The 20,836-nt window shown below is 42.1% G+C and carries 18 protein-coding genes; 4 read left to right on the top strand and 14 right to left on the bottom strand.

From position 1 onward, the window contains the following. Positions 1-6: 6 nt before the first annotated feature. Positions 7-1,947 (bottom strand): ABC-F family ATP-binding cassette domain-containing protein, encoded by a 1,941-nt coding sequence (locus R8806_RS20035; RefSeq protein ID WP_124317221.1) that lies wholly within the window; start codon positions 1,945-1,947, stop codon positions 7-9. Between the two features lie 262 nt (positions 1,948-2,209). Between R8806_RS20035 and pruA the strand changes: the two genes are divergently transcribed. Beyond that, positions 2,210-3,841 carry an L-glutamate gamma-semialdehyde dehydrogenase gene (gene pruA / locus R8806_RS20030; RefSeq protein WP_124317222.1) on the top strand — a complete coding sequence of 544 codons (1,632 nt, stop codon included), beginning with the start codon at positions 2,210-2,212 and terminating at the stop codon, positions 3,839-3,841. A gap of 53 nt (positions 3,842-3,894) precedes the next feature. Here pruA and R8806_RS20025 read toward each other — a convergent pair whose 3' ends face one another. Next, positions 3,895-4,491 (bottom strand): recombinase family protein, encoded by a 597-nt coding sequence (locus R8806_RS20025; RefSeq protein ID WP_124317223.1) that lies wholly within the window; start codon positions 4,489-4,491, stop codon positions 3,895-3,897. Positions 4,492-4,841: 350 nt separating this feature from the next. Between R8806_RS20025 and R8806_RS20020 the strand changes: the two genes are divergently transcribed. Beyond that, entirely contained in the window at positions 4,842-5,138 is a 297-nt protein-coding gene (locus R8806_RS20020) for an HU family DNA-binding protein (RefSeq protein WP_124317224.1), read from the top strand. A 45-nt stretch (positions 5,139-5,183) separates the two neighbouring features. On the opposite strand, the gene pyrI is transcribed toward R8806_RS20020, so the two are convergent. The 5 genes from pyrI to R8806_RS19995 form a co-directional block, all read right to left on the bottom strand. Then, positions 5,184-5,642: an aspartate carbamoyltransferase regulatory subunit gene (pyrI, locus tag R8806_RS20015; protein ID WP_124317225.1), complete on the bottom strand. Its 459-nt coding sequence runs from the start codon at positions 5,640-5,642 to the stop codon at positions 5,184-5,186. A 17-nt stretch (positions 5,643-5,659) separates the two neighbouring features. Next, a complete protein-coding gene (pyrB, locus tag R8806_RS20010; RefSeq protein WP_124317226.1) occupies positions 5,660-6,571 on the bottom strand; it encodes an aspartate carbamoyltransferase in 912 nt (303 codons plus the stop codon). A gap of 325 nt (positions 6,572-6,896) precedes the next feature. Then, entirely contained in the window at positions 6,897-8,096 is a 1,200-nt protein-coding gene (coaBC, locus tag R8806_RS20005) for a bifunctional phosphopantothenoylcysteine decarboxylase/phosphopantothenate--cysteine ligase CoaBC (RefSeq protein WP_124318253.1), read from the bottom strand. 132 nt (positions 8,097-8,228) lie between these two features. Beyond that, entirely contained in the window at positions 8,229-8,582 is a 354-nt protein-coding gene (locus R8806_RS20000) for a DNA-directed RNA polymerase subunit omega (RefSeq protein ID WP_027203087.1), read from the bottom strand. A 30-nt stretch (positions 8,583-8,612) separates the two neighbouring features. Next, entirely contained in the window at positions 8,613-9,422 is an 810-nt protein-coding gene (locus R8806_RS19995) for an outer membrane protein assembly factor BamD (RefSeq protein ID WP_087421734.1), read from the bottom strand. A gap of 321 nt (positions 9,423-9,743) precedes the next feature. Between R8806_RS19995 and R8806_RS19990 the strand changes: the two genes are divergently transcribed. Continuing rightward, on the top strand, positions 9,744-10,994 hold the full coding sequence (locus R8806_RS19990) for an aminotransferase class I/II-fold pyridoxal phosphate-dependent enzyme (RefSeq protein ID WP_118304889.1): 1,251 nt from the start codon (positions 9,744-9,746) through the stop codon (positions 10,992-10,994). Positions 10,995-11,068: 74 nt separating this feature from the next. Here R8806_RS19990 and R8806_RS19985 read toward each other — a convergent pair whose 3' ends face one another. From R8806_RS19985 to R8806_RS19970, 4 genes are all read right to left on the bottom strand, one after another. Beyond that, complete coding sequence (locus R8806_RS19985; RefSeq protein WP_124316817.1) at positions 11,069-11,992, bottom strand: carboxypeptidase-like regulatory domain-containing protein; 924 nt, start codon at positions 11,990-11,992, stop codon at positions 11,069-11,071. A gap of 4 nt (positions 11,993-11,996) precedes the next feature. Next, entirely contained in the window at positions 11,997-12,620 is a 624-nt protein-coding gene (locus R8806_RS19980) for a radical SAM protein (protein ID WP_124316816.1), read from the bottom strand. 8 nt (positions 12,621-12,628) lie between these two features. After that, positions 12,629-13,840, bottom strand: coding sequence for an alpha/beta hydrolase family protein (locus R8806_RS19975; protein WP_183312883.1), 1,212 nt, complete (start codon positions 13,838-13,840; stop codon positions 12,629-12,631). Positions 13,841-13,949: 109 nt separating this feature from the next. Then, on the bottom strand, positions 13,950-16,676 hold the full coding sequence (locus R8806_RS19970; RefSeq protein WP_124316815.1) for a WD40 repeat domain-containing protein: 2,727 nt from the start codon (positions 16,674-16,676) through the stop codon (positions 13,950-13,952). Positions 16,677-16,866: 190 nt separating this feature from the next. Here R8806_RS19970 and hydE point away from each other — a divergent pair, with 190 nt between their 5' ends. Next, positions 16,867-17,928 (top strand): [FeFe] hydrogenase H-cluster radical SAM maturase HydE, encoded by a 1,062-nt coding sequence (hydE, locus tag R8806_RS19965; protein WP_124316814.1) that lies wholly within the window; start codon positions 16,867-16,869, stop codon positions 17,926-17,928. Between the two features lie 23 nt (positions 17,929-17,951). On the opposite strand, the gene R8806_RS19960 is transcribed toward hydE, so the two are convergent. From R8806_RS19960 to R8806_RS19950, 3 genes are read right to left on the bottom strand one after another with little or no spacing between them, the layout of a single operon-like run. Beyond that, positions 17,952-18,611, bottom strand: coding sequence for a LysE family translocator (locus R8806_RS19960; protein ID WP_087421729.1), 660 nt, complete (start codon positions 18,609-18,611; stop codon positions 17,952-17,954). 17 nt (positions 18,612-18,628) lie between these two features. Beyond that, a complete protein-coding gene (locus R8806_RS19955; RefSeq protein ID WP_124316813.1) occupies positions 18,629-20,425 on the bottom strand; it encodes a lysophospholipid acyltransferase family protein in 1,797 nt (598 codons plus the stop codon). Between the two features lie 26 nt (positions 20,426-20,451). Further along, a complete protein-coding gene (locus R8806_RS19950; protein ID WP_229128248.1) occupies positions 20,452-20,742 on the bottom strand; it encodes a DUF721 domain-containing protein in 291 nt (96 codons plus the stop codon). Positions 20,743-20,836 lie beyond the last annotated feature (94 nt).

Raw genomic sequence — 20,836 nt, 5'->3', positions numbered from 1 at the left:
TTATTATTAATTTCTAGCTTTCAATTCTTCCAAATGCCCGTTCTCCTCTTCCCATTCTTCCATACAGACTTCCAAGCGTTTTTTCATCTCGTCATAAGTTTTTAATAACTCATCATTAATCACGCCTTCTGCCATTTTTCCCTCTGCCTCCCCTATCTTTTGTTCCAAATCAGCAATTTCCACTTCTAACTTCTCGATCTTCACTTCTGACTTTTTGATCTCTTTATTCCATTGTTTCCGTTCCTCAAAAGCAATTTTATTTTCAGAAACAATCTCCTCTTCCGCGACATCTTCCTGTTGCAATTTTCGAGGGTGCATCTGTTCATATTCCCGGAAACATTCCAGTTTCTTAGCCTCTAGGAAATGCGCAACACCCCCTAGGTATTCCTTTATCCCCTTGTTGGCGAATTCATACACCTTATCTGCCAACCCAAGCAAAAAATCCCTGTCATGGGAAACGACAATCACGGTACCTTCGAACTTCTTCAACGCATCTTTCAATATATCTTTCGTACGCATATCCAGATGATTCGTCGGCTCATCCAAGATTAACACGTTATAAGGTTCTAATAACAAACGTACCATTGCCAAGCGGGTACGCTCTCCCCCGGAAAGTACCTTCACCTTCTTGTCGACATCCTCACCGGAAAACAGAAAAGCCCCTAATATATCCCGGATTTTCTTCCGGATTTCACCTACTGCCACTTGATCTACCGTATCCAGAACACTCAACGAAGGGTCAAGCAAATCAGCTTGATTCTGCGCAAAATACCCGATATTCACGTTATGCCCGATCTTCAGGTTTCCCTCATAGGGAATCTGATCCATAATCATCTTCACCAAAGTTGTTTTACCTTCTCCATTCCTTCCGACAAAAGCAACTTTCTCTCCTCTCAGCACATCAAGATTCACTTCATGCAGTACCACATGATCACCATACGCTTTACTCAAATCCCGCCCACTCACGACAATATCCCCCGAACGTACTGCCGGTTGAAATCGCACATTGATTCGTGCAGAATCTTCCTGTTCAATCTCGATTCGTTCTATTTTTTCCAGTTGTTTGATCCGGGATTGTACCTGTACCGCTTTCGTCGCCTTATAACGGAAACGCTCGATAAAATCCTCCGTATCCTTAATCTGCTTTTGCTGGTTCTCGTAAGCACGTTGCTGTTGTTCGATACGTTCCTTACGTAATTCAGTAAAACGTGTATACGATACCTTATAATCATATATCTTTCCCAGTGAGATCTCTACCGTCCGGGTCGTAATATTATCCAAAAATGCACGGTCATGTGAAACAAGAACCACAGCCCCGGGATAACCTTGCAAGAATGACTCCAACCAAGATATAGACTCTATATCCAAATGATTTGTCGGCTCGTCCAATAAAAAAACATCGGGACGTGCCAATAATATTTTAGCCAACTCGATCCGCATACGCCATCCCCCACTAAATTCCTCGCACCGCCGTTCCAAATCTTCTTGCCGAAATCCCAATCCTTTTAACACGACCTCAACTTCACCATCCATATTATCCGCCCCTCGCATATGCAACATCTCGGTCTTCACGTTCAATTTATCAATCAGCGCCATGTAACTATCCGACTCGTAGTCTGTACGCTCGCCCAATTCCCGATGCAAACGCTCCAATTCTGCCTGTAAATCCAGCACATCATTAAACGCTGTTTCCGCCTCTTTCCGTACGGTCTTACCTTCTGCATACACTTTCGTCTGTGGCAAATACCCGATTTTCAATCCGGAAGGAACAGATACACTTCCCTCGGAAGGCTCTTGTACCCCGGCCAATATCTTCAATAATGTAGACTTTCCGGCCCCGTTACGCCCAGTCAGACCAATCCGATCTCTTTTGTTCACCAGAAAAGAGATAGAGTCAAGCAACGCGTAATCTCCAAATAAAACACTTACATTATTAATTGAAATCATATATCATCATGCAAAATAAAACCTTCTATATTTTAACGAGTGCAAATATACGAAACTTATAGACACGGGCAAACGAGTTTACCCGTGTGTTACAAGTTACAAGTTCACCAATTACAGGTTGTAAATTCAAAATTTGCACATAAAAATAACCTGCAACCCGATGAAATCATATAAAAAATGACAAATATCTTGTTTTATCCATCAAATATTTTTTATATTTGGGAAATTTAGAAAGAATACTAACTACATAAAAGAATAAAATATGCCCAAAGGAGTATTTAAACTACCAAACATTACCAATGAACCCATCAAAAGTTATGCACCGGGTTCTCCGGAAAGAAAAGAATTGAAGTCACAAATCAATCAATTGCGTTCTATCGTTGCCGATGTTCCAATGATCATTGACGGGAAAGAAGTTCGCACGGGGAAACTGGTAGATATTCGTCCACCACATGATCATCATCATCTGCTCGGACATTATCACCAAGGGGATGCCAGCCACGTGCAAATGGCAATTGATGCTGCATTAAAAGCTAAACCGGCTTGGGAAAAAATGAGCTGGGAAAGTCGGGCTGCCATTTTCTTAAAAGCGGCTGATCTTTTAGCCGGACCTTATCGTCAACGGATGAATGCCGTGACCATGTTAGGACAATCCAAAAATGCTTTCCAGGCAGAAATCGATTGTGTGGCAGAATTAGCTGACTTCTTCCGTTTCAACGTAAAAAATATGTACGAAATATACCATATGCAACCGAATTCCGCTCCGGGGATCTGGAATCGTACTGTATGGCGTCCTTTGGAAGGATTTGTTTTCGCCCTTACTCCATTCAACTTTACCTCTATCGCGGGTAACTTACCGGGAGCCCCGGCATTAATGGGTAATGTTTGCGTTTGGAAACCATCCAAGACTGCCGTTTACTCGGCACATCTGATTATGGAAATTCTAAAAGAAGCCGGATTACCTGACGGTGTTATCAACTTGGTTTACTGTTCAGGCCCGACGGCTGCCGATGTTATTTTCTCTCATAAAGATTTTGCAGGTATACATTTCACGGGATCAACTCAAGTATTCAATGATATTTGGGCTACTATCGTGAAAAATATTGATAAATACAGAAGTTATCCGAGAATTGTTGGGGAAACCGGAGGCAAGGACTATATTTTCGCCGACCCGACAGCATGTCCTAAAGAAGTGGCAACAGCTATCGTACGCGGGGCGTTCGAGTATCAAGGACAAAAATGTTCTGCCGCCTCACGCGCTTACATTCCTGCCAATATCTGGCCCGAAGTAGAAAACTACGTGCAAAAGGACATGGCTAGCATAAAAGTTGGTGGAGTTGAAGATTTCACGAACTTTGTAAACGCCGTTATTGACGAGGCATCTTTCGTTAAATTGTCTAACGCAATTGATGCTGCAAACAAATCGGAAGATGCAGAAGTGATTATCGGCGGGCATTACGATATGAGTGCTGGATATTTTATCCAACCGACCATTATCCAAGCTTTCAAACCGGATTACATTACCATGCGGGAAGAATTATTCGGTCCGATCTTAACCGTTTACGTTTATGATCCGGAAAAAGTAGATGAAACATTAGATATTCTGGACAAATCATCGGCATACGCTCTTACCGGAGCTATTTTCTCTAAAAATCGTGCCAACATCGAGGAAATGACAGAGCGTTTAACTCACACGGCCGGTAATTTCTACATCAACGATAAACCAACAGGAGCTGTTGTTGATCAACAACCTTTCGGTGGTGGTCGTGCATCCGGTACTAATGATAAAGCAGGAACGATCTTTAATCTACTACGCTGGGTTTCTCCACAAGCCATTAAAGAAACGTTTGTTCCGGCAACGAACTATATGTATCCTAATTTCTTGGAAGAATAGAACTTTTAATTCTCCATACAAGCTGAACGTCATGTACGTTCAGCTTTTTCTTTTTAGAAAAGCTGATACTTCCGGTTTACGGCATAAAAAGTTTCTCGAGAAACATGATAAATTCGGCAAACTGCCGACACGGACATCCCCTCTTCAAGCAAATGGCTAATCTCTTCCCGGTTATCCAGCAACACGTTTTGCTTTCCTTTTCCCGGCGGACGTCCCAAACGTACTCCTTCCGACTTCCGGTGAGCCAAAGCCTCTTTAGTCCTCATCGAAATGAGATTATGCTCAATTTCTGCCACCAAGGCAAAAGCAAAAGCTAAAACTTTACTATTAATGCTATTGTCAAAAGCATAACCATCTTTCGTGCTATATACCGTTATATTCATTTCAAGACAACGATGAAGAATTGACATTATGTCTAGCAATGTTCGACTTAATCGGGATAATTCCGTAACGATTAATACATCTCCCCTTTTCAAACTTTTCAACAATCGCCCTAATTTCCGGTCATGCTCCTTCTTTTTGCCACTTACCACTTCCGTCACCCAACGATTTACGGTCAAGTTTTTCCGTGCAGCAAATTTTTCAATTTCTTCTTTTTGATTCTCAAGATGTTGTTTCCCTGTGCTTACCCTTAAATATGCTATTGTCATAACCCTTCCGTTTTACAAAATAAATTAAAACAAAGACATTAATAGTCATTTTATAAAAAATACTAGACCTACAAATATAAACAAACAAATCACACAGGTGTCAAGTAAAACGTTCATTAAAGTTGACACTGCTTTTTACATGAAAGATTAGATTTTTTTATATACCTTTTCTTTCGTGTAAGGGTCTTGTTAGTAATATTTTTGCAAGAATTCATCATGTTTCTCCTAAAATTTGGTATATTTGTCTAGTAAAATGAACGTTTAGTCTGACAAATAGTTTTAAACAAGGCGTTAAATCATATGAAAATCGAATTCACATTCAGGATGTAGGATTATATAACAAATTGATTATGAACAAAAGAGAACTCACTAAAAAAGTAGCAGAAAGAAGTGGACACACCCAAGCAACTTCTGCATTAATCATTAACACATTTATCAGTTGTATACTGGAATCTCTTGAAGCAGGTGAAAAAGTTACGATTCAAGACTTCGGAACTTTAGCTGTAAAGCAACAAAAAACAAGAGAAAGATTCAATTTGATCACCAAAAAAGTGGAAAAATATTCCTCTTACGATTACATCAAGTTTATAACCAGTAAATCGTTAAAGAACAAACAAAAAGCAAGAAGTTTAGCAACAAAAGAATAGAGATACATAAGTATCTCTATTCTTTTTATAATTAGCTTTGTATCATTAAATGATTACGATGTGTTCTTGATCAGTTAATTTCTCACAATAGTGACACTTCAACACGATAGGAGAACTCCCGACAACATCAAATTTTGTACGAACATTCTGGTTGTTGGTAATACATTTCGGGTTCACGCATTTAGCAATTCCCTCCACGTGCTCTGGCACCATAACCGCTTTTTTCTCCGCAACTTCGAAATCTTTTATAATATTGATTTTTGCCGTCGGAGCAACCAAAGCCAACTTGTTTATCTCATCATCTTTCAAGAATTTATCCCAAATCTTGATAATCCCTTTTTTACCCAGCTTGCTACTAATTAAATTGTAACCAAAAGTTACCGTATTCTCCAAATTCTGGATTCCCAACACGTTAATCACGTCAAATAATTTCTCTGCAGGAATATGATCTATTACCGTTCCGTTCTCCACGGCACTAACCTGTAATTCTTTCTTTGCTGCCATATCTCTTTATTCTTTAATTACCATTTTAAATCTAATGCTTTGAAAATAATTGCCTGACGAGTGTATACCCCGTTCAAAGCCTGCTGGAAGTAATATGCTTTCTTGTTATCGTCCACATCTTCACTGATCTCATTCACGCGAGGTAGTGGGTGAAGAATCTTCATGTTATCCTTTGTCCCTGCCAGCATGGAGTTTTTCAAGATATATACATTCTTCACTTTCTCGTACTCCAACGGATCTGCAAAACGCTCCCGTTGTACGCGTGTCATATAAAGGATGTCCGCATCATTGATCACATCATCCAACTCGGTATGCTCGTAATAAGGAATATGCAATTCGTCCAAGAACAACTTGTAAGCTTTCGGCATCTCCAATTCTTTCGGGGAAATAAAGTGGAACGTCGGGTTAAAATGGCTCATCGCCTGTAATAAAGAATGGACTGTTCTTCCGTATTTCAAGTCCCCGACCATGAAAATATTCAGATTTTCAAGGGTCCCCTGCGTTTTATAGATAGAATACAAATCCAACATGGTTTGAGTCGGGTGTTGATTGGCACCATCTCCCGCATTAATTACCGGCACATCAGCAACCTCACTGGCAAAACGGGCTGCCCCCTCCAAAGGATGACGCATCACAATCAAGTCGCAGTAGTTATCCACCATCTTGGTCGTATCTTTCAATGATTCCCCTTTTGTCGTACTAGAGGATGAAGCATCGGAAAATCCGACAATACGACCTCCCATTCTACTAATAGCTGTTTCGAAACTCAATCGCGTACGAGTAGATGGCTCGAAAAACAGGGAAGCAACCACCTTACCCTCTAATAAATTACGATTTGGGTTTTTCTCAAATTCAGAAGCTATTTTCAATACTTCCAAAATGTCCTCTTTCGAGTAGTCGGTAATGGATACTAAGCTACGTTTATTCATAATTCTATATATTAAAAATGTTTATGTTCGTTCATACTCTCCCATATAAAAAAAAACCAACAATGTCAACTAACGACAATGTTGGTTTTCTGTATCTTGTTAAAACAACGATTATGTCTCTGCCTAAACTGCAGGCATAAAAACAATCTTCGCCGAATATTTTGATGTTCTATCTTCATATCGGAATACAAAATTATGCATAATTTCCATCCGAACAAAACGATTTTCCAATTTATTTTCCAAAATAGTTCGCACGAAAACAAGAATTCCTGCAAACGAACCAGTTACAAGAAAAAAAATTCACCCCAAAAATTCCATATATAAACTACAACCGGGAAGCGATCTGGTCGACTATATCTTTAGCAACCTCCACCTTTGTTTTCAACTCATAGACAGTCTTATCTCCCGCTTTATCCAGAATTGTCACCTTATTCGTATCTACGCTAAAGCCCGCTCCCTTATCATTCAAACTATTCAAGACGATCATATCCAAATTCTTTCGCTGCATCTTAGAAAGAGCATTTATCTCTTCATCATTCGTTTCCAAGGCAAACCCGATTAATAATTGCGACGCAGTTTTTATTCTTCCTAATTCAGCAGCAATATCTTTTGTCGGCAGTAATTCCAGCAACAGATCATCCTTACCCCGTTTAATTTTGTGATCGGCTTTTTCCTTCGGGGTAAAATCAGCCACAGCAGCACTCAAAACCGCAACATCACTGTTGACAAACTCTTTTGACGTTACTTCGTACATCTGAGCTGCAGACTCCACATCTACCCGACGAATCGCCGGATGACACGTTTTCAAGTTTACAGGACCACACACAAGCACTACTTCTGCTCCCCGTCCAGCAAGTTCCTCCGCAATAGCCAAGCCCATTTTCCCGGATGAATAATTCCCGATGAAACGTACGGGATCTATTTTTTCATAAGTAGGTCCCGCTGTTACTACCACCTTCTTACCTTTAAAATCTGCTTGTCGGGCAAAATAATCCGTGATAAAGGAAACAATCTTTTCCGGTTCTTCCATCCGTCCTTTCCCAATCAAGCCACTAGCCAGCTCCCCACTTTCCGGTTCGATAATAATATTACCAAAAGATTGCAACACCTTCAAATTTCGTTGCGTTGCCGGATGTTTATACATATCCAAATCCATTGCCGGAGCCACCATCACCGGACACTTGGCAGACAAATAAGTTGTCAACAATAGATTATCTGCAATACCTCCCGCCATCTTTCCGATCGTGTTCGCTGAGGCCGGAGCAATCAAATACAAATCAGCCCACAATCCCAGATCGACATGTGAGTTCCAATCTCCATTTTCCGGATTATAAAAATCAACCATAATCGGACTCTTGGAAAGAGTTGCCATCGTCAAGGGGGTAATAAATTCCTTTGCCAAAGGGGTCATAACCACTTTCACGCTCGCCCCTTCTTTCACAAGCAGACGAGTTAATGTTGCGGCCTTGTATGCGGCAATACTGCCTGTCACTCCCAATATAATATGTTTTCCTTTTAACATCACTTATTTATAACGTTATAAATTCACGCTCCTCGAACTCAAATATCAAGGAAAGAGAACTTGCTTGGCAAATTTAAAACAAAAAACCTGAAAGTATAGCACTCTCAGGTATATTCTTTTCCTTAAAGACAGGGACTATTCCTCGTCTGCATTATTTGCATCACCTTTCTCTTTCGAGGAAACACGGAAATAAATATCCCCGTCCTCAAATTCCTGGGTAGCAATCAACACGGGTTTCGGCAAACGCTCGTAATACTTGGAAATCTCGATCTGTTCCCGATTTTCAAATATCTCTTCCAAATTATCCGCATAAGAGGCAAACTCTTGAAGTTTCCTACTTAACTCCTCTTTCATTTCAACCGAAATCTGATTAGCCCTTTTACCGATCACGGCTACTGCCTCGTAGATGTTATCCGCTTTACTGGCCAATGATGCCGGATTCCGGGTAATAGTATTATTCGGCGCTTTAACTTTCTTAAAATCTACCATGGTTAATTTGAATATTATTGTTTTATCTGGTTATTCTTCTTCATCAACATCATACGGTTTCAAGAACTCGTTGATGATTTCATATTTTCGAGCCATTTCCTTGGCATAACGACTTTCCGGGTATTCATCAAGGAAATAATAATACTCCTCTTTAGCCGCATTATAACGTTCGTATTGTTTATCTTCAACACTATTTACAGCCATCTCGTACTTGGAATTGAACAACATATACATGATTTCTTCCCGATATTTAGATCCCGGGTAATCCTTTAAACAATTCTCAAGACTCACCACGGCTGATTTATATTTTTCTCTCAAATAGTAATTTCTTGCGCTCAAGTAATCCTTGTAAGACAACTTGTCCCTCATCTCATCCATGTATTCATGAATTTGTTCTTTACGAGAACTGTTCGGGTAACGGCTCAAATAAAGTTGAAAACTTTCCATTGCTTTCTCTGTCACGGTCTGATCCAATCTCGCTTTCGGAGAAGCCAAGAAATTACAATACCCGATCATGTATAAACATTCTTCCACGTAGGAACTTTCTGGATATATTGAAACAAACTGCTTGAACAATTCTGCCGCAACTTCGTAATCTTTTTGGTTATAACTACAGAAAGCCCGGTAATAAGCCACACTCTGAGCCTTGGATGTTCCCTGGAAAACCATCCGAATCCCATCAAACAAATTGGAAGCTTTCGTGTAATCTCCATTATTATAATACTCCACCGCTTTCTTATACATGGCCTGAGAATCACCACTTTTCAAGAGTTTCTGATACTCACTACATGAACTCATCAAAATTATCACAAGCAGAAATCCTATAAAATTCTTCATCATAAAGTGCCTTTTTTGCATCACGCAAAGATAAATTATAAATATCAATCCACAAAATAATTTACAACTTATGATTGACTATTTATGATCAAAGCAAGATAAAAACTAAAAACAAAAAGAGGCAAGTATCTATAACCTGCCACTTGTAACTTGTACTACAGTCTGTTTTTCTACAACCACATAAAAACGGACTAAGTATTTAAACGTATTTCCACTCCCGAAACCGCAACTTTTCAAAAGAACTTATTTGGAATACATTTTTTTAGTTACCTTTGTTTCCACATTGTAAATAATAAGATTAAGAATTTCAAAATATTTATCGAAGTGGACATTTTTGAAAGAGTAAGACAACAGAAGGGAAACATTGGTCAATATGCCAAACAAGCTCATGGCTATTTCTCTTTCCCGAAATTAGAGGGCGAAATTGGTCCCCGCATGAAATTCCGCGGTAAGGAAGTTTTAAACTGGAGTTTAAATAATTATATCGGTCTTGCAAACGACCCGGAAGTACGTAAAGCTGACGCCGAGGCTGCTGCAAAATACGGTATGGCTTACCCGATGGGGGCGCGTATGATGAGTGGGCAAACTTCTCGTCACGAGTACTTGGAATCTCAATTGGCAGAATTTGTGGGAAAACCGGACGCTTTCTTATTAAACTTCGGTTACCAGGGAATGGTTTCTATCATTGATGCCATGACCAGCCGTCACGATTGTATCGTGTACGATGCTGAAGACCATGCTTGTATCATGGACGGTCTTCGTTTGTCTCCGGCAAAAAGATATGTGTACCAGCATAATGACATGGAAAGCTTGCGTAAACAACTGGAAAGAGCAACCAAATGGGTGGAAAACACCGGTGGTGGTATTTTGGTGATTACGGAAGGTTTATTCGGTATGGCAGGTGACCTTGGTAAATTGGACGAGATTGTAGCTTTAAAGAAAGACTTCAATTTCCGTTTACTCGTGGATGACGCTCACGGATTCGGAACCATGGGACCCCACGGAGCCGGAACAGGAGATCATTTCGGTGTAATGGACGGTATCGACCTTTACTTTGCAACTTTTGCTAAAGCAATGGCAGGTATCGGTGCATTCATCGCTTGTGATGAAGATATTTGTATGTATTTGAGATATAACATGCGTTCTCAGACCTTCGCAAAATCACTCCCGATGCCTATGGTTGAAGGTGCGATCAAACGCTTGGAGCTATTGAGAACCAAACCGGAATTGCGTGAGAAATTATGGACGATCGTAAGAGCTCTCCAAGCCGGATTGAAAGCTGACGGATTGAATATTGGAAGAACCAATTCTCCGGTTACTCCTGTCTATTTGTCCGGTAGTGTGGCTGAAGGAACACAGGTTGCCATGGATTTAAGAGAGAACTATAACTTGTTCTGTTCTATCGTGGTTTATCCGGTTATCCCGAAAGGCCAATTATTACTCCGCTTGATCCCGACGGCTATGCACACCTTGGAAGACGTGGAATACACGGTAAAAGCATTCAAGAATGTTGCCCAAAAGTTAGCTAACGGAGAATACAACAAAGACGTAGTTGTTGATGCAAACGCTCTTTAGTATTTACTAAGAAACTCATAAAAAACATACCTATCAGCCCCGAAAATCACATTTTGAACTTTCGGGGCTGGTTATTAAAGAAATGCTTCACCATTCCCTGTATCACACTCTTCTTGTTTCAGTACAACCCGAAGACCTAAAGCATTCTTTTTTTTAATTCTCATCTTCTGTACTTGATACCCCTCCTTGAAGAACCAAAGCCACCGACGTCTCTTCAAACAGAACTCGAATGTTCCTCCATCTATTGTAGTACACTCTGGAAAATTTTTCCCTTTTCGTTTACGATAAATCACAACTCCCGATAAAGGTTCTCCATTCTCATCCTCGACACAACCTTCAACTCGAAACCAACCTTGGGGTACCAAAATATTATCCCCTTTAGCGAAAGTTGTCATCATTCCTGCTATGAATGAATGTTTCGTACTATTAAAATAACCATTTACCCCCACCTCATCCAGTGCAAAAATCCCCTGACTCAACACAACCATTAGGTTGGACGCTCCCCCCCTTGGAACCCAGACTTCTTTGCTTTCATACCCGATAAACGAGACCCGTAACGGTAACACACCAGATACTCCCAAAGAGAAATACCCGTCTTGATTACTACACGTTCCCATTGTCATTCCCTTTTCCACGATATGTGCATTCGCCAATGGATTTCCCACACTATCCACCACTCTTCCTCGTACAAGAATCTCTCCCACACCTAAACAGACCGTATCCTGTTCAACAGCCACTTCCTCCCCCATAGTATATGCCGCAGTAGGAACTCCCATCAAGCCTATCGATATTCCCATCAACGAAACAACCTTTCCTGCCAAACGCCTGTGTTCCAAAGCCTGTGTCAGATAACGAACTTCTGCCTCACACTTGGGACAAGTTCCCAAACAATCGCCTTTATACTGGCACTCTGAAACAACATACTCGATATCATTCGCCCGGGCAACTTGCTTGCGAATCTCTTTCAGTATTTTACAAGTTTGTTTCCCTTGCATCATAACACTAATTCATCTTATACGTGAAAAGATCAAAATACTTTATCCCCATCATCTCCAATTGCCTGCAACTTTTCCCCCGGTCTTTATCGGTATTATAACCGGGAATAAGAGGTACACGCACAAGCATATCCTCCCCTCGGCCTCGTTCCACCAACAAACGAAGATTGCAAACAACGGCCTCGTTATCTCTACCCGTATATTGCTTATAAATATCCGGGTTCATATCCTTGATATCAATAATAAAACGATCGACAACCGGGAGTAATCGCTCAACATACTCCTGCCCCACGTTCAAAGATGTCTCCACTGTCAGCAACCATTCTTTCCCACAAAGTTCCCGGAATTTCCCAATAAATTCACTCTGCAAACACGGTTCCCCTCCCCCGAAAGTCACCCCACCTCCGGTAGCCAAAAAATAAAGCTCGTCCACCTTAACCTCCTCGTACAATGTCCTGCAATCATATCGTTTCCAGTACCTCCCATTGTTCAACGATTGTGGATTCAAGCAATACCTACAATGCAACGGACAACCATGAAACGCCACCAACGTAGAAACCCCTTGCCCGTCTGTTTGTAAGCGATGACGAGCTATTCCTATAACTTTTGGAGAAACTTCCACGCACCTCATCTTCAAGGTTATATTTTCACATCCACGTACCCGCTAAACATCAATTCCCGGTCTCCCCTTTCCTGCAAAGTTTTTGCCAAGCATCCCATCGTTCTCTCCACCTTCCCCTCAAACAACGTCCTTCCTTGATAAGTAACCTTTACCGGCTTATCCATATCCACCATCTTATCATTCAGATAAACTCTTAATTTCGGATAATCACTCTTCACGATTTTCACTTCATTCCCGGCAAGTTCTGCCACCACGGTCATTCCCGGACGAGCATCTGCCGGATTTACTCCCAACCAGTACATGGACGGACGAACCACCTCTTCCTGACGCCAGACAATCTCTTTCGGCAAAGCATTTCTTTTATATTTAGCCATCCACGCGATCGCTACCGTATCTGCCCGATCCATCCAATGACCCTTGCCTTTCACAATATGCGTTTCGTGTATATACCCTTCCGGCTCCACTTGCTGTAAAGAATCCAACACGTTCCCTTTCGCTACCGCCAACTTATTCCGGTCGTATGCCCCGTCATTTTCTCCCATCCAGATCATAAAAGGAACGTGACGCAAATTCACCTGCGAAGCTTCTCCCGGATGCCCGGCCATCATCGAGGCTGCCGCCCAGCGATCGGCCATACGGGGGGCCATTCTCCACACACCATCTCCACCGGCAGAATACCCCAACAGATATACCTTATCCGGATTCACACCCATCTCCACGATAGCCGTTTGAATCAACGCCTCGAAGAACTCGTCCAATCCCGGTTTAAACCACATGTTCCAATCATCCCAAGGCGCCCTCGGGGCTACATAAACTCCTTCCGCCGGCTCGTACAAACGAATCTGATTCTGCCATTGCTGGGTGTTTAATGCCTCCGGAGCATTACCCCCTCCATGCATGGATATGTACAGGCTACGCCCATCCGCCGGTTTTTCACCAAATACCCGGTAATCAAACTTCATCTGTAACCCCTCCCGGTTAAAAGTTTTCAATCCCCAAGAACGATGATATTTCTCTTTAATCTCTTTTTCCCATGCCTCAACCAGTACAATCCCGGCATCACGGGCCCCTGTTGCAGTCAATTTTTTCTCAACAAACCCCTGTCCCGCCACACTTTCCAACTTATTCTTTTCCAAATAGTTTTTCAACTTTCCCACGTTTTGAGCAAAGGCTCTACCAGCAATTAATGTCACTAAAAATAAAGCCAACCCGAATTTTATCATTTTCATACAATAACGCTTATATACATTTTTTCTATTGCAAGTTTACCATTAATTTCAAAAAAAACAAAAAACAGCAACATCCATGTAACACTATGCTAGCTAAGAACAAACACGACTATCGCAAAACCCGGTATTTCAACAAATGCGTCCCGTCACTCCCGGCGAACAAATAAAATCCTGCATTTCCCTTATCCCCGAAAGTGATCGAAAACGGGGAATTTCCACGTATAGGAAAACCTTTGGAAACATCTTTCATATCCAACAAGAAAAGACGTTCCCCTTTACCATCCATAACTCCAATTCTCGAATCCCGAGCCGAGAAACGATAAACATACGGGAAACTCAGCTCGGCATTTTCCCAGCATTTCTCCAACAGCAATTTACCTTGAACATCATACACGCAAAGCATATCTTTCCGGGAATAAACAAACTCATCCTGCCCGTCACCATTAATATCTTCCACGTTGAGTATTCCACCACCGACCATTTTCTCTCCCTTGACTCGCTCGACACGGCCCCGGAAATCAACCAATACGATCTCCCCGTTAACATCCGAGAAAGCGATCTTCATCTGACCGTTCTGCCTCGTCAGGTACAAAGGCGTATTACCGGATAAATTCAACAGGGTAGACACCTTCACCCGTTCTTTTCCCTTACGATCCAAAATATACAATCGATACTGGTCTGCATACACGAGATAATCCTTTCCATCCACCCGGAAATGATAGATTTTAGATACAATATCATTGTCACTCTTTGGCACATCCCAACCTTTCACGAAATTACCCGACAACTCGTACAAATACACGTGATGATCCACCCCGGGAGCAAACACCCGATAATTCTTGTTATTCTCGTAATCAGCCACCGAGATACCCTGTTTGCAAGGAGACTTGAACGCCAGTGGGAATCGAGGTAAATAATTACCATTCCGGTCAATCAAATAAAGATGGCTTGGTGTAGAAAATAAATATTGTAACTTCCCGTTTTTAAACATATCTACTTGATAAACCTCACTATTGATCCTCCCCTCGATCGGCAATTTCCACAAGATACGTCCCACGTCATTAATCAAGTAAATCGTGTTTCCCTCGTCCTGCACGAAAAGTTCACGTTCTCCCGTGTTATGATTCACCACGATTGCCGGTTTCATACTCATTCTGGCATCCAATCGTGTCTGCCACATGATCTGAGCCTGTTTCTGCTCCACCTCTTCTGTACTTAAAAACAACGTGTGATACAGCATATCACCCTCACACACCCATTGTAACCCGAGAGAAGAAAATACCTCCATTCCCTCTTTATTTCGCTCTAACAACTCACGCAAAGTCCCTTTAGTCACCTGTTCGTAATAAGGTAACATCGAAACCATCTCGGACAAATACATCCAGTTAAACTTCGAGGACAATTTCGTTCTCAACTTCTGGTACCATTCCTGATCTCTCACGCTCAAACGACGCATGTAATCACTCGCAAACGCTTGAAGACCTTTTTCAGAAGAAGCAAACACCACGTAATTATCCTCCACCAACACATAATTCGTTGCTATTCCTCCCAATACGTATCCCCACATCACTCCGGCAAAATCGGGAACAGGCATCTTGAAGTAACTCACTTTTTTATCTTTATCCAAGGCAAATGAACGATATAACGAAATTTCAGAAGTCCCGGACTTCGAGGCATACGTTTTCAACATCTTTTCCAGTAATCCTCTAGCTAGACTCCCGGCTTTCACGTGAACCACCACGATCCCTTCCTCCTGTTTCCGGCTCGCATCATAAGAAAGCGTCCCTTTTCCCCATTCACCTTTCAACAAAGCCTGCCACTCTTCATCCAATTTATCCCCGAAAAGACGGGCAAACTCCTGTTTTCTTTTCCGAACATTCTCGATCTGTCCCGCCCCATAACGATAAGTCTCAAGAGATGCCAGATAATTCTTCACGTCATTCAAAGCCAGAATGCTAACACTTTTCACGTCGGCAGGCATAACGGCATCCAGTTTGGAATCCTGAGGAAATTGTCCCTTAAACGCAACGGGGAAAGCGGCTTTCAACCCGTCATAATGCACAAAACCGTTAAAACTGATGCCACTCGGTTTTATTTCACCATCTAACGCTCCCCACTTGAACCACTTGGCAATATTCGTCTGTTTAGCAATAAAATCCTTCTGCAATAACAAAGGAAGTAGATCGGAAAAACAAGTCGTGTTCAAGAACACGTTTAGACCGGCCCCCGCGGAGAAATAACGATTCACGTTTTTAAAACGGGGCGCCCCGTCTTTCTCATCTTCACCGGGATTACTCAACTGGTTCACGGCATCCTCCACGTATAGCTCGGAATTAGAAACCAGCACCATACCACCGACAACAGCGTAACACACCTCATCCTTTCCCCGACTTGCCAAGTATATCTTCTGGTTATTATATTTTCGCTCTTTCACCTGCACCCCGGCAAACATTTTCTGCAAAAAAGCATGTACATCCCCTCTGGAAAACAAACCACTCCGGTTTAACACGTACAAAAACCGAATCGATTGTTTTCCCTCCACCCGAATCGCCATCACGTAGGAAGAAGTATCTACCTGAGACGCCTGTTTCAACGTATCCACCACCCGACACAACATACTTTCCCGGAACGTCTTGATCTCCCGGTCAAAAGCAATAGCAATTTTCGATGACAAATTTACGTTCGCATTCACATTAACCACAACAGCTGAATTATAGGGAATAAACGATTCCTTCGGAACATCAACCTCCCGTTCCCGCTCGTTCACCCACCATAGCGCAAATCCTATTCCTCCGAGAAGGACAACTCCAAAAACGATTAATGCAATTTTCTTCACCACGTTCTAATTTTAGATTTTAAATTTTAGATTGAAGATTAGAGATCATTCGATTAAAAGAAACGCTCGCCTCGTGCGGCTGGAATCTAAAATCTAGAATCATCAATTCTAAAATTGATAAGCTTTTTTTCATTGGAACAAATTTAGTAAAATCGAGCCTTTTTCCTACTTTTGTAAAAAGGAAAATCGCATGAAAAAAATATATACGCTGCCGGAATTGGAAAACATGCTGACTTGTCAGGGAGAAGAAGAAAACCGGCTTTACTCGGAATCGAAAAGAATAAAGAACGAAACCATCGGTAACAACGTCTACCTCCGGGGATTAATTGAAATCTCCAATATCTGTACCAAAGATTGTTTTTATTGCGGCATCCGGAAATCCAACACGGAAACAGCCCGATATGCACTTTCGGACAAGGAGATTCTTGATGCCGCCGACTTCGCCTACACGCATCATTTCGGCTCCATCGTATTACAGGGTGGCGAACGTTCCGATAAAGCATTTGTAGATCGAATTACCCGTTTATTGCAAGAAATCAAAAAGAACAGTAACAACGAGCTAGGCGTCACCCTTTCGCTGGGAGAACAAACGGAAGACTCTTACAAGCGCTGGAAAGATGCCGGAGCACATCGTTATTTGTTGCGCATCGAAACATCCAATCCCGAATTATACGCCAAGATTCACCCGAACAACCCGCTCCATTCTCACGCTACCCGGTTGAGGTGCTTGGAAAGCCTGCAACGCTGCGGGTATCAGACAGGAACCGGCGTGATGATCGGGTTGCCCTTTCAAACAATCACCGACCTAGCAAATGACTTACTGTTCCTACAATCCATGGACATCGACATGGTAGGTATGGGGCCTTACCTAGAACACCATGCCACCCCCTTGTACGAGTACCGTCACCTACTCCTTTCCCTTCAAGAAAGACTGCGTCTGTCCATTCACATGGTCGCCGCCCTCCGGATTCTCATGCCGGACATTAACATCGCTGCCACCACGGCCCTCCAGGCCATTGAACCTGCCGGGAGAGAAAAAGCACTGGAAATCGGGGCAAACGTGGTGATGCCAAACATCACTCCCACAACGAACCGCACCCTTTATAAACTTTACGAGAATAAACCGGGGACCCACGAGGGTGCCGCAGAATCCATGCGCAAACTGGAAGAAAGTATCCTGAAAAGCGGCTGTAAAGTAGCCTACGGGGTCTGGGGGGACTCCCGGCATTTCCAATCAAGAACGGAAAATTAAAATCAAAAATCCGAACCGGGTAATCAATGAATCACCAGATTTTTAAAAGGAGCGAAAGCGGCTAAAATAACCAGCGCCCCCAAAATCGTGATGACTAACCCGGAAACCCGGTTAATCGTGATTAACACGCGTAACCGGAACTTCTTACGAAAGATATTTACCAAAGTCGAGAGCGTGTACCACCACACGCCACCGCCTAACAACACCCCGATCACCACCAACAACTCACCCAGCATAGAAGAAGATTCCCCGAAAACGGACATTCCGGCAAAAACAGCCATAAAAACGACCACCGTGATCGGATTGGAAACTGTCAAGAAAAACAATGAAAGATAATCTCCCAACAACCCGGTCTTACTCACCCGGCCTTGACGTCGTTGACGGATCTGGCGAATCGGGTTATCAAAATAGATTTTTAACCCTATACACAGAAGAAAAATCCCACCGATAATTTGTAATAATAGCTCATGAGTCTGCACGGTATTTATCACGTACCCCAACCCGAATGCCGCCACCGAAGCGTAAAAAAAATCCGCAGAGGCAGCTCCCATTCCGGCAATAAAACCTGATAGCGCACCCTTATGCAAGGTTTTCTGGATAATTAATACACCCATCGGACCTAATGGTATTGACACCATTAAACCAACCAACATTCCCTTGAAAAGATACAAAATATCGTACATGCTATTCTATCGGAAATTTACAGTTCCACACTATCCGAGGAAAATCGACTCAATATCGTGTCATCATTTATCTCTTTTGACAACGACTCGATCGTCTTCATCGGCACGTCAAAAATATCTAAAATAAGTAAACCATCCAAGCACATATTAAACTTAGGATCGATATTAAAACCGATAATCTTGGCATTCAACGAAATATATTTCTTCAGTAAGACCGGTAACTTATCGCTCGATGGCTCGATATCCCCGATCATCTTGTCCAGCACGGATATATCCTTTTGGGCAGCATCCAACATTACCTGTACCCCGGGTTCTTCCGAATGTACTTGATACTTGGAACGAGGGATCACGTATTTCGCCAGTTCATGACTATAATGATTTTCCTGAATAAAACGCATAATCAGCTCTTTCGATACTTCCGTATACTTTCCGCTGATGGTCACCGGGCCGATCAGATAACGATACTCCGGATTCTTCAATAAGAAATAAAGAATACCTTTCCACAACATGAACAAGGGAAGCGGTTTACGCTGGTACTCCTCCGTAATAAAAGAACGTCCCAGCTCGATCGACTCGTACAACACGGGTAACATCTCTTTCCGCATCTTAAACAACGAATTGATATAAAATCCCTTCATCCCGTAACGGTCAATAATCTCCTTTCCTTTCCCCACGCGATAAGCCCCGACAATTTTTTCCTCTTCCCGGTCCCAAATAAACAGGTGATAGTAATAAAGATCATATTCATCCAGGTCAATACTACGATTCGTACCTTCACCCACCGCACGGAAAGTAACTTCCCGCAAACGCCCGATCTCGTTCAACACGTTCGGAATCTTCACGGAAGGAGAACAATATATATCGTAATTTTTCATGTTAAACAACAAGTAATCTTCAGCGATACCCTCGATTTCTTTCTTCAATACCGCACTCTCTGTCTCTGCTGCAACCGGTTCTGCTTTAGGCATTGCTTTTTGTGATTTAATAAAAAACTTCTTTACTTCTAACGCAGATCCCAACAAATAGGTTTTCGCCCGCAAAAATTTGCCATACTGGGCTATATCGTGGAAAGTATTCTGAGTTTCCACGCTGATCGGATTCCCAATTCTTAACTTCACCACCCGGTTTTTCTTATTCAATAACTCGGAAGGCAATTTAATCGTTTTCAATACCGGGTGAATCATTCCCAGCAAATAAAACAACAAACTGTTAGACCCTTTAAAATAAATCGGGATGACCGGCACTTTCGCCATCTTCACCAGCTTCAACACCGAAGAATCCCACTCCTTATCTTCCACGTGATTCGAATCAGCCTGATAAGAAGAAACCTCCCCGGCAGGGAATATCCCCAAAGGTTTTCCGTCAATGACATGACGTATTGCCTCTTTAATCACTCGCATATTCGAATCCTTCTTGCTCTCCTCCGGGTCCAACCCCAAGATATAATCCTGTAACGGAACTATTTTTTTCAAAAGGAAATTAGACATGATCTTGTAATCCGGACGCAACTTACACAGCAAACGCACCAGCACGATACCATCCAATCCCCCGAACGGGTGATTGGAAACCGTGATAAAAGTACCCTCTTTGGGAATCTTCTCCAAATCTTCCTTGCTCACGTCGATCGTCACCCCCAGAGCCTCGATCAAACTATCCAAAAGAACTTCCGGATCGTCATCATTCACCTTCACGTTCAACTTATCCAGTTTATGCAACCGCAAAATATACATCACCAACTTGGATACCAGACTTTCCCGAAACCGGTTCAACCCATGAGAGCCAAGCAAAAAATCATTCGTATCAATTAATTTCATCTATATCCTTATTAAATGTTCCATCCCTAGAACACCACAATATCTTTCACAACATGATCCCCGACCCGGTCATTCAAGGCTTTTATTAGTCCCTCTTTCACCATCAGAATCTCGTTCTTTACCACAGAAGAAGTGAAACTCACGAACACTTTCCCCTCTGAAATCCGTAAACTTTTCGTCCGGGAAGCAATCATTCCCCCCACGACATCCGGCCAAACCTGACACACCTCCCTCTCTTTGAACTGACGGGATAACCCCATCTGCTCCAAGTAAAGATTTACCAGTTCATCCATTGTCAATGTCTTACCCTGCTTCAAAATATTCCTATTTATTATGATTTTACAATTAAATTCGTTCTACAAAAATACGATTTTCTGAACAACCCCAACTATTTTAGATTTTAAATTTTAG

It is taken from the genome of Butyricimonas faecihominis (assembly GCF_033096445.1).
In the GTDB taxonomy this organism is placed as follows: domain Bacteria; phylum Bacteroidota; class Bacteroidia; order Bacteroidales; family Marinifilaceae; genus Butyricimonas; species Butyricimonas faecihominis.
The sequence above is the reverse complement of the archived record's forward strand: the minus strand, read 5'-3'. Positions and strand labels throughout refer to the sequence as shown.

What these genes read in the sequence shown, in the direction of transcription:
- pruA (WP_124317222.1), top strand. Translation starts at nt 2,210, where the DNA reads ATGCCCAAAGGAGTATTTAAACTACCAAACATTACCAATGAACCCATC.
- pyrI (WP_124317225.1), bottom strand. Translation starts at nt 5,642, where the DNA reads ATGGCAGCAAAGAAAGAATTACAGGTTAGTGCCGTGGAGAACGGAACG.
- R8806_RS19980 (WP_124316816.1), bottom strand. Translation starts at nt 12,620, where the DNA reads ATGAGGTGCGTGGAAGTTTCTCCAAAAGTTATAGGAATAGCTCGTCAT.
- hydE (WP_124316814.1), top strand. Translation starts at nt 16,867, where the DNA reads ATGAAAAAAATATATACGCTGCCGGAATTGGAAAACATGCTGACTTGT.
- R8806_RS20000 (WP_027203087.1), bottom strand. Translation starts at nt 8,582, where the DNA reads ATGGTAGATTTTAAGAAAGTTAAAGCGCCGAATAATACTATTACCCGG.
- R8806_RS19975 (WP_183312883.1), bottom strand. Translation starts at nt 13,840, where the DNA reads ATGAAAATGATAAAATTCGGGTTGGCTTTATTTTTAGTGACATTAATT.
- R8806_RS19960 (WP_087421729.1), bottom strand. Translation starts at nt 18,611, where the DNA reads ATGTACGATATTTTGTATCTTTTCAAGGGAATGTTGGTTGGTTTAATG.
- R8806_RS19955 (WP_124316813.1), bottom strand. Translation starts at nt 20,425, where the DNA reads ATGAAATTAATTGATACGAATGATTTTTTGCTTGGCTCTCATGGGTTG.
- R8806_RS19995 (WP_087421734.1), bottom strand. Translation starts at nt 9,422, where the DNA reads ATGATGAAGAATTTTATAGGATTTCTGCTTGTGATAATTTTGATGAGT.
- R8806_RS20035 (WP_124317221.1), bottom strand. Translation starts at nt 1,947, where the DNA reads ATGATTTCAATTAATAATGTAAGTGTTTTATTTGGAGATTACGCGTTG.
- pyrB (WP_124317226.1), bottom strand. Translation starts at nt 6,571, where the DNA reads ATGAATAAACGTAGCTTAGTATCCATTACCGACTACTCGAAAGAGGAC.
- R8806_RS20025 (WP_124317223.1), bottom strand. Translation starts at nt 4,491, where the DNA reads ATGACAATAGCATATTTAAGGGTAAGCACAGGGAAACAACATCTTGAG.
- R8806_RS19985 (WP_124316817.1), bottom strand. Translation starts at nt 11,992, where the DNA reads ATGATGCAAGGGAAACAAACTTGTAAAATACTGAAAGAGATTCGCAAG.
- R8806_RS20020 (WP_124317224.1), top strand. Translation starts at nt 4,842, where the DNA reads ATGAACAAAAGAGAACTCACTAAAAAAGTAGCAGAAAGAAGTGGACAC.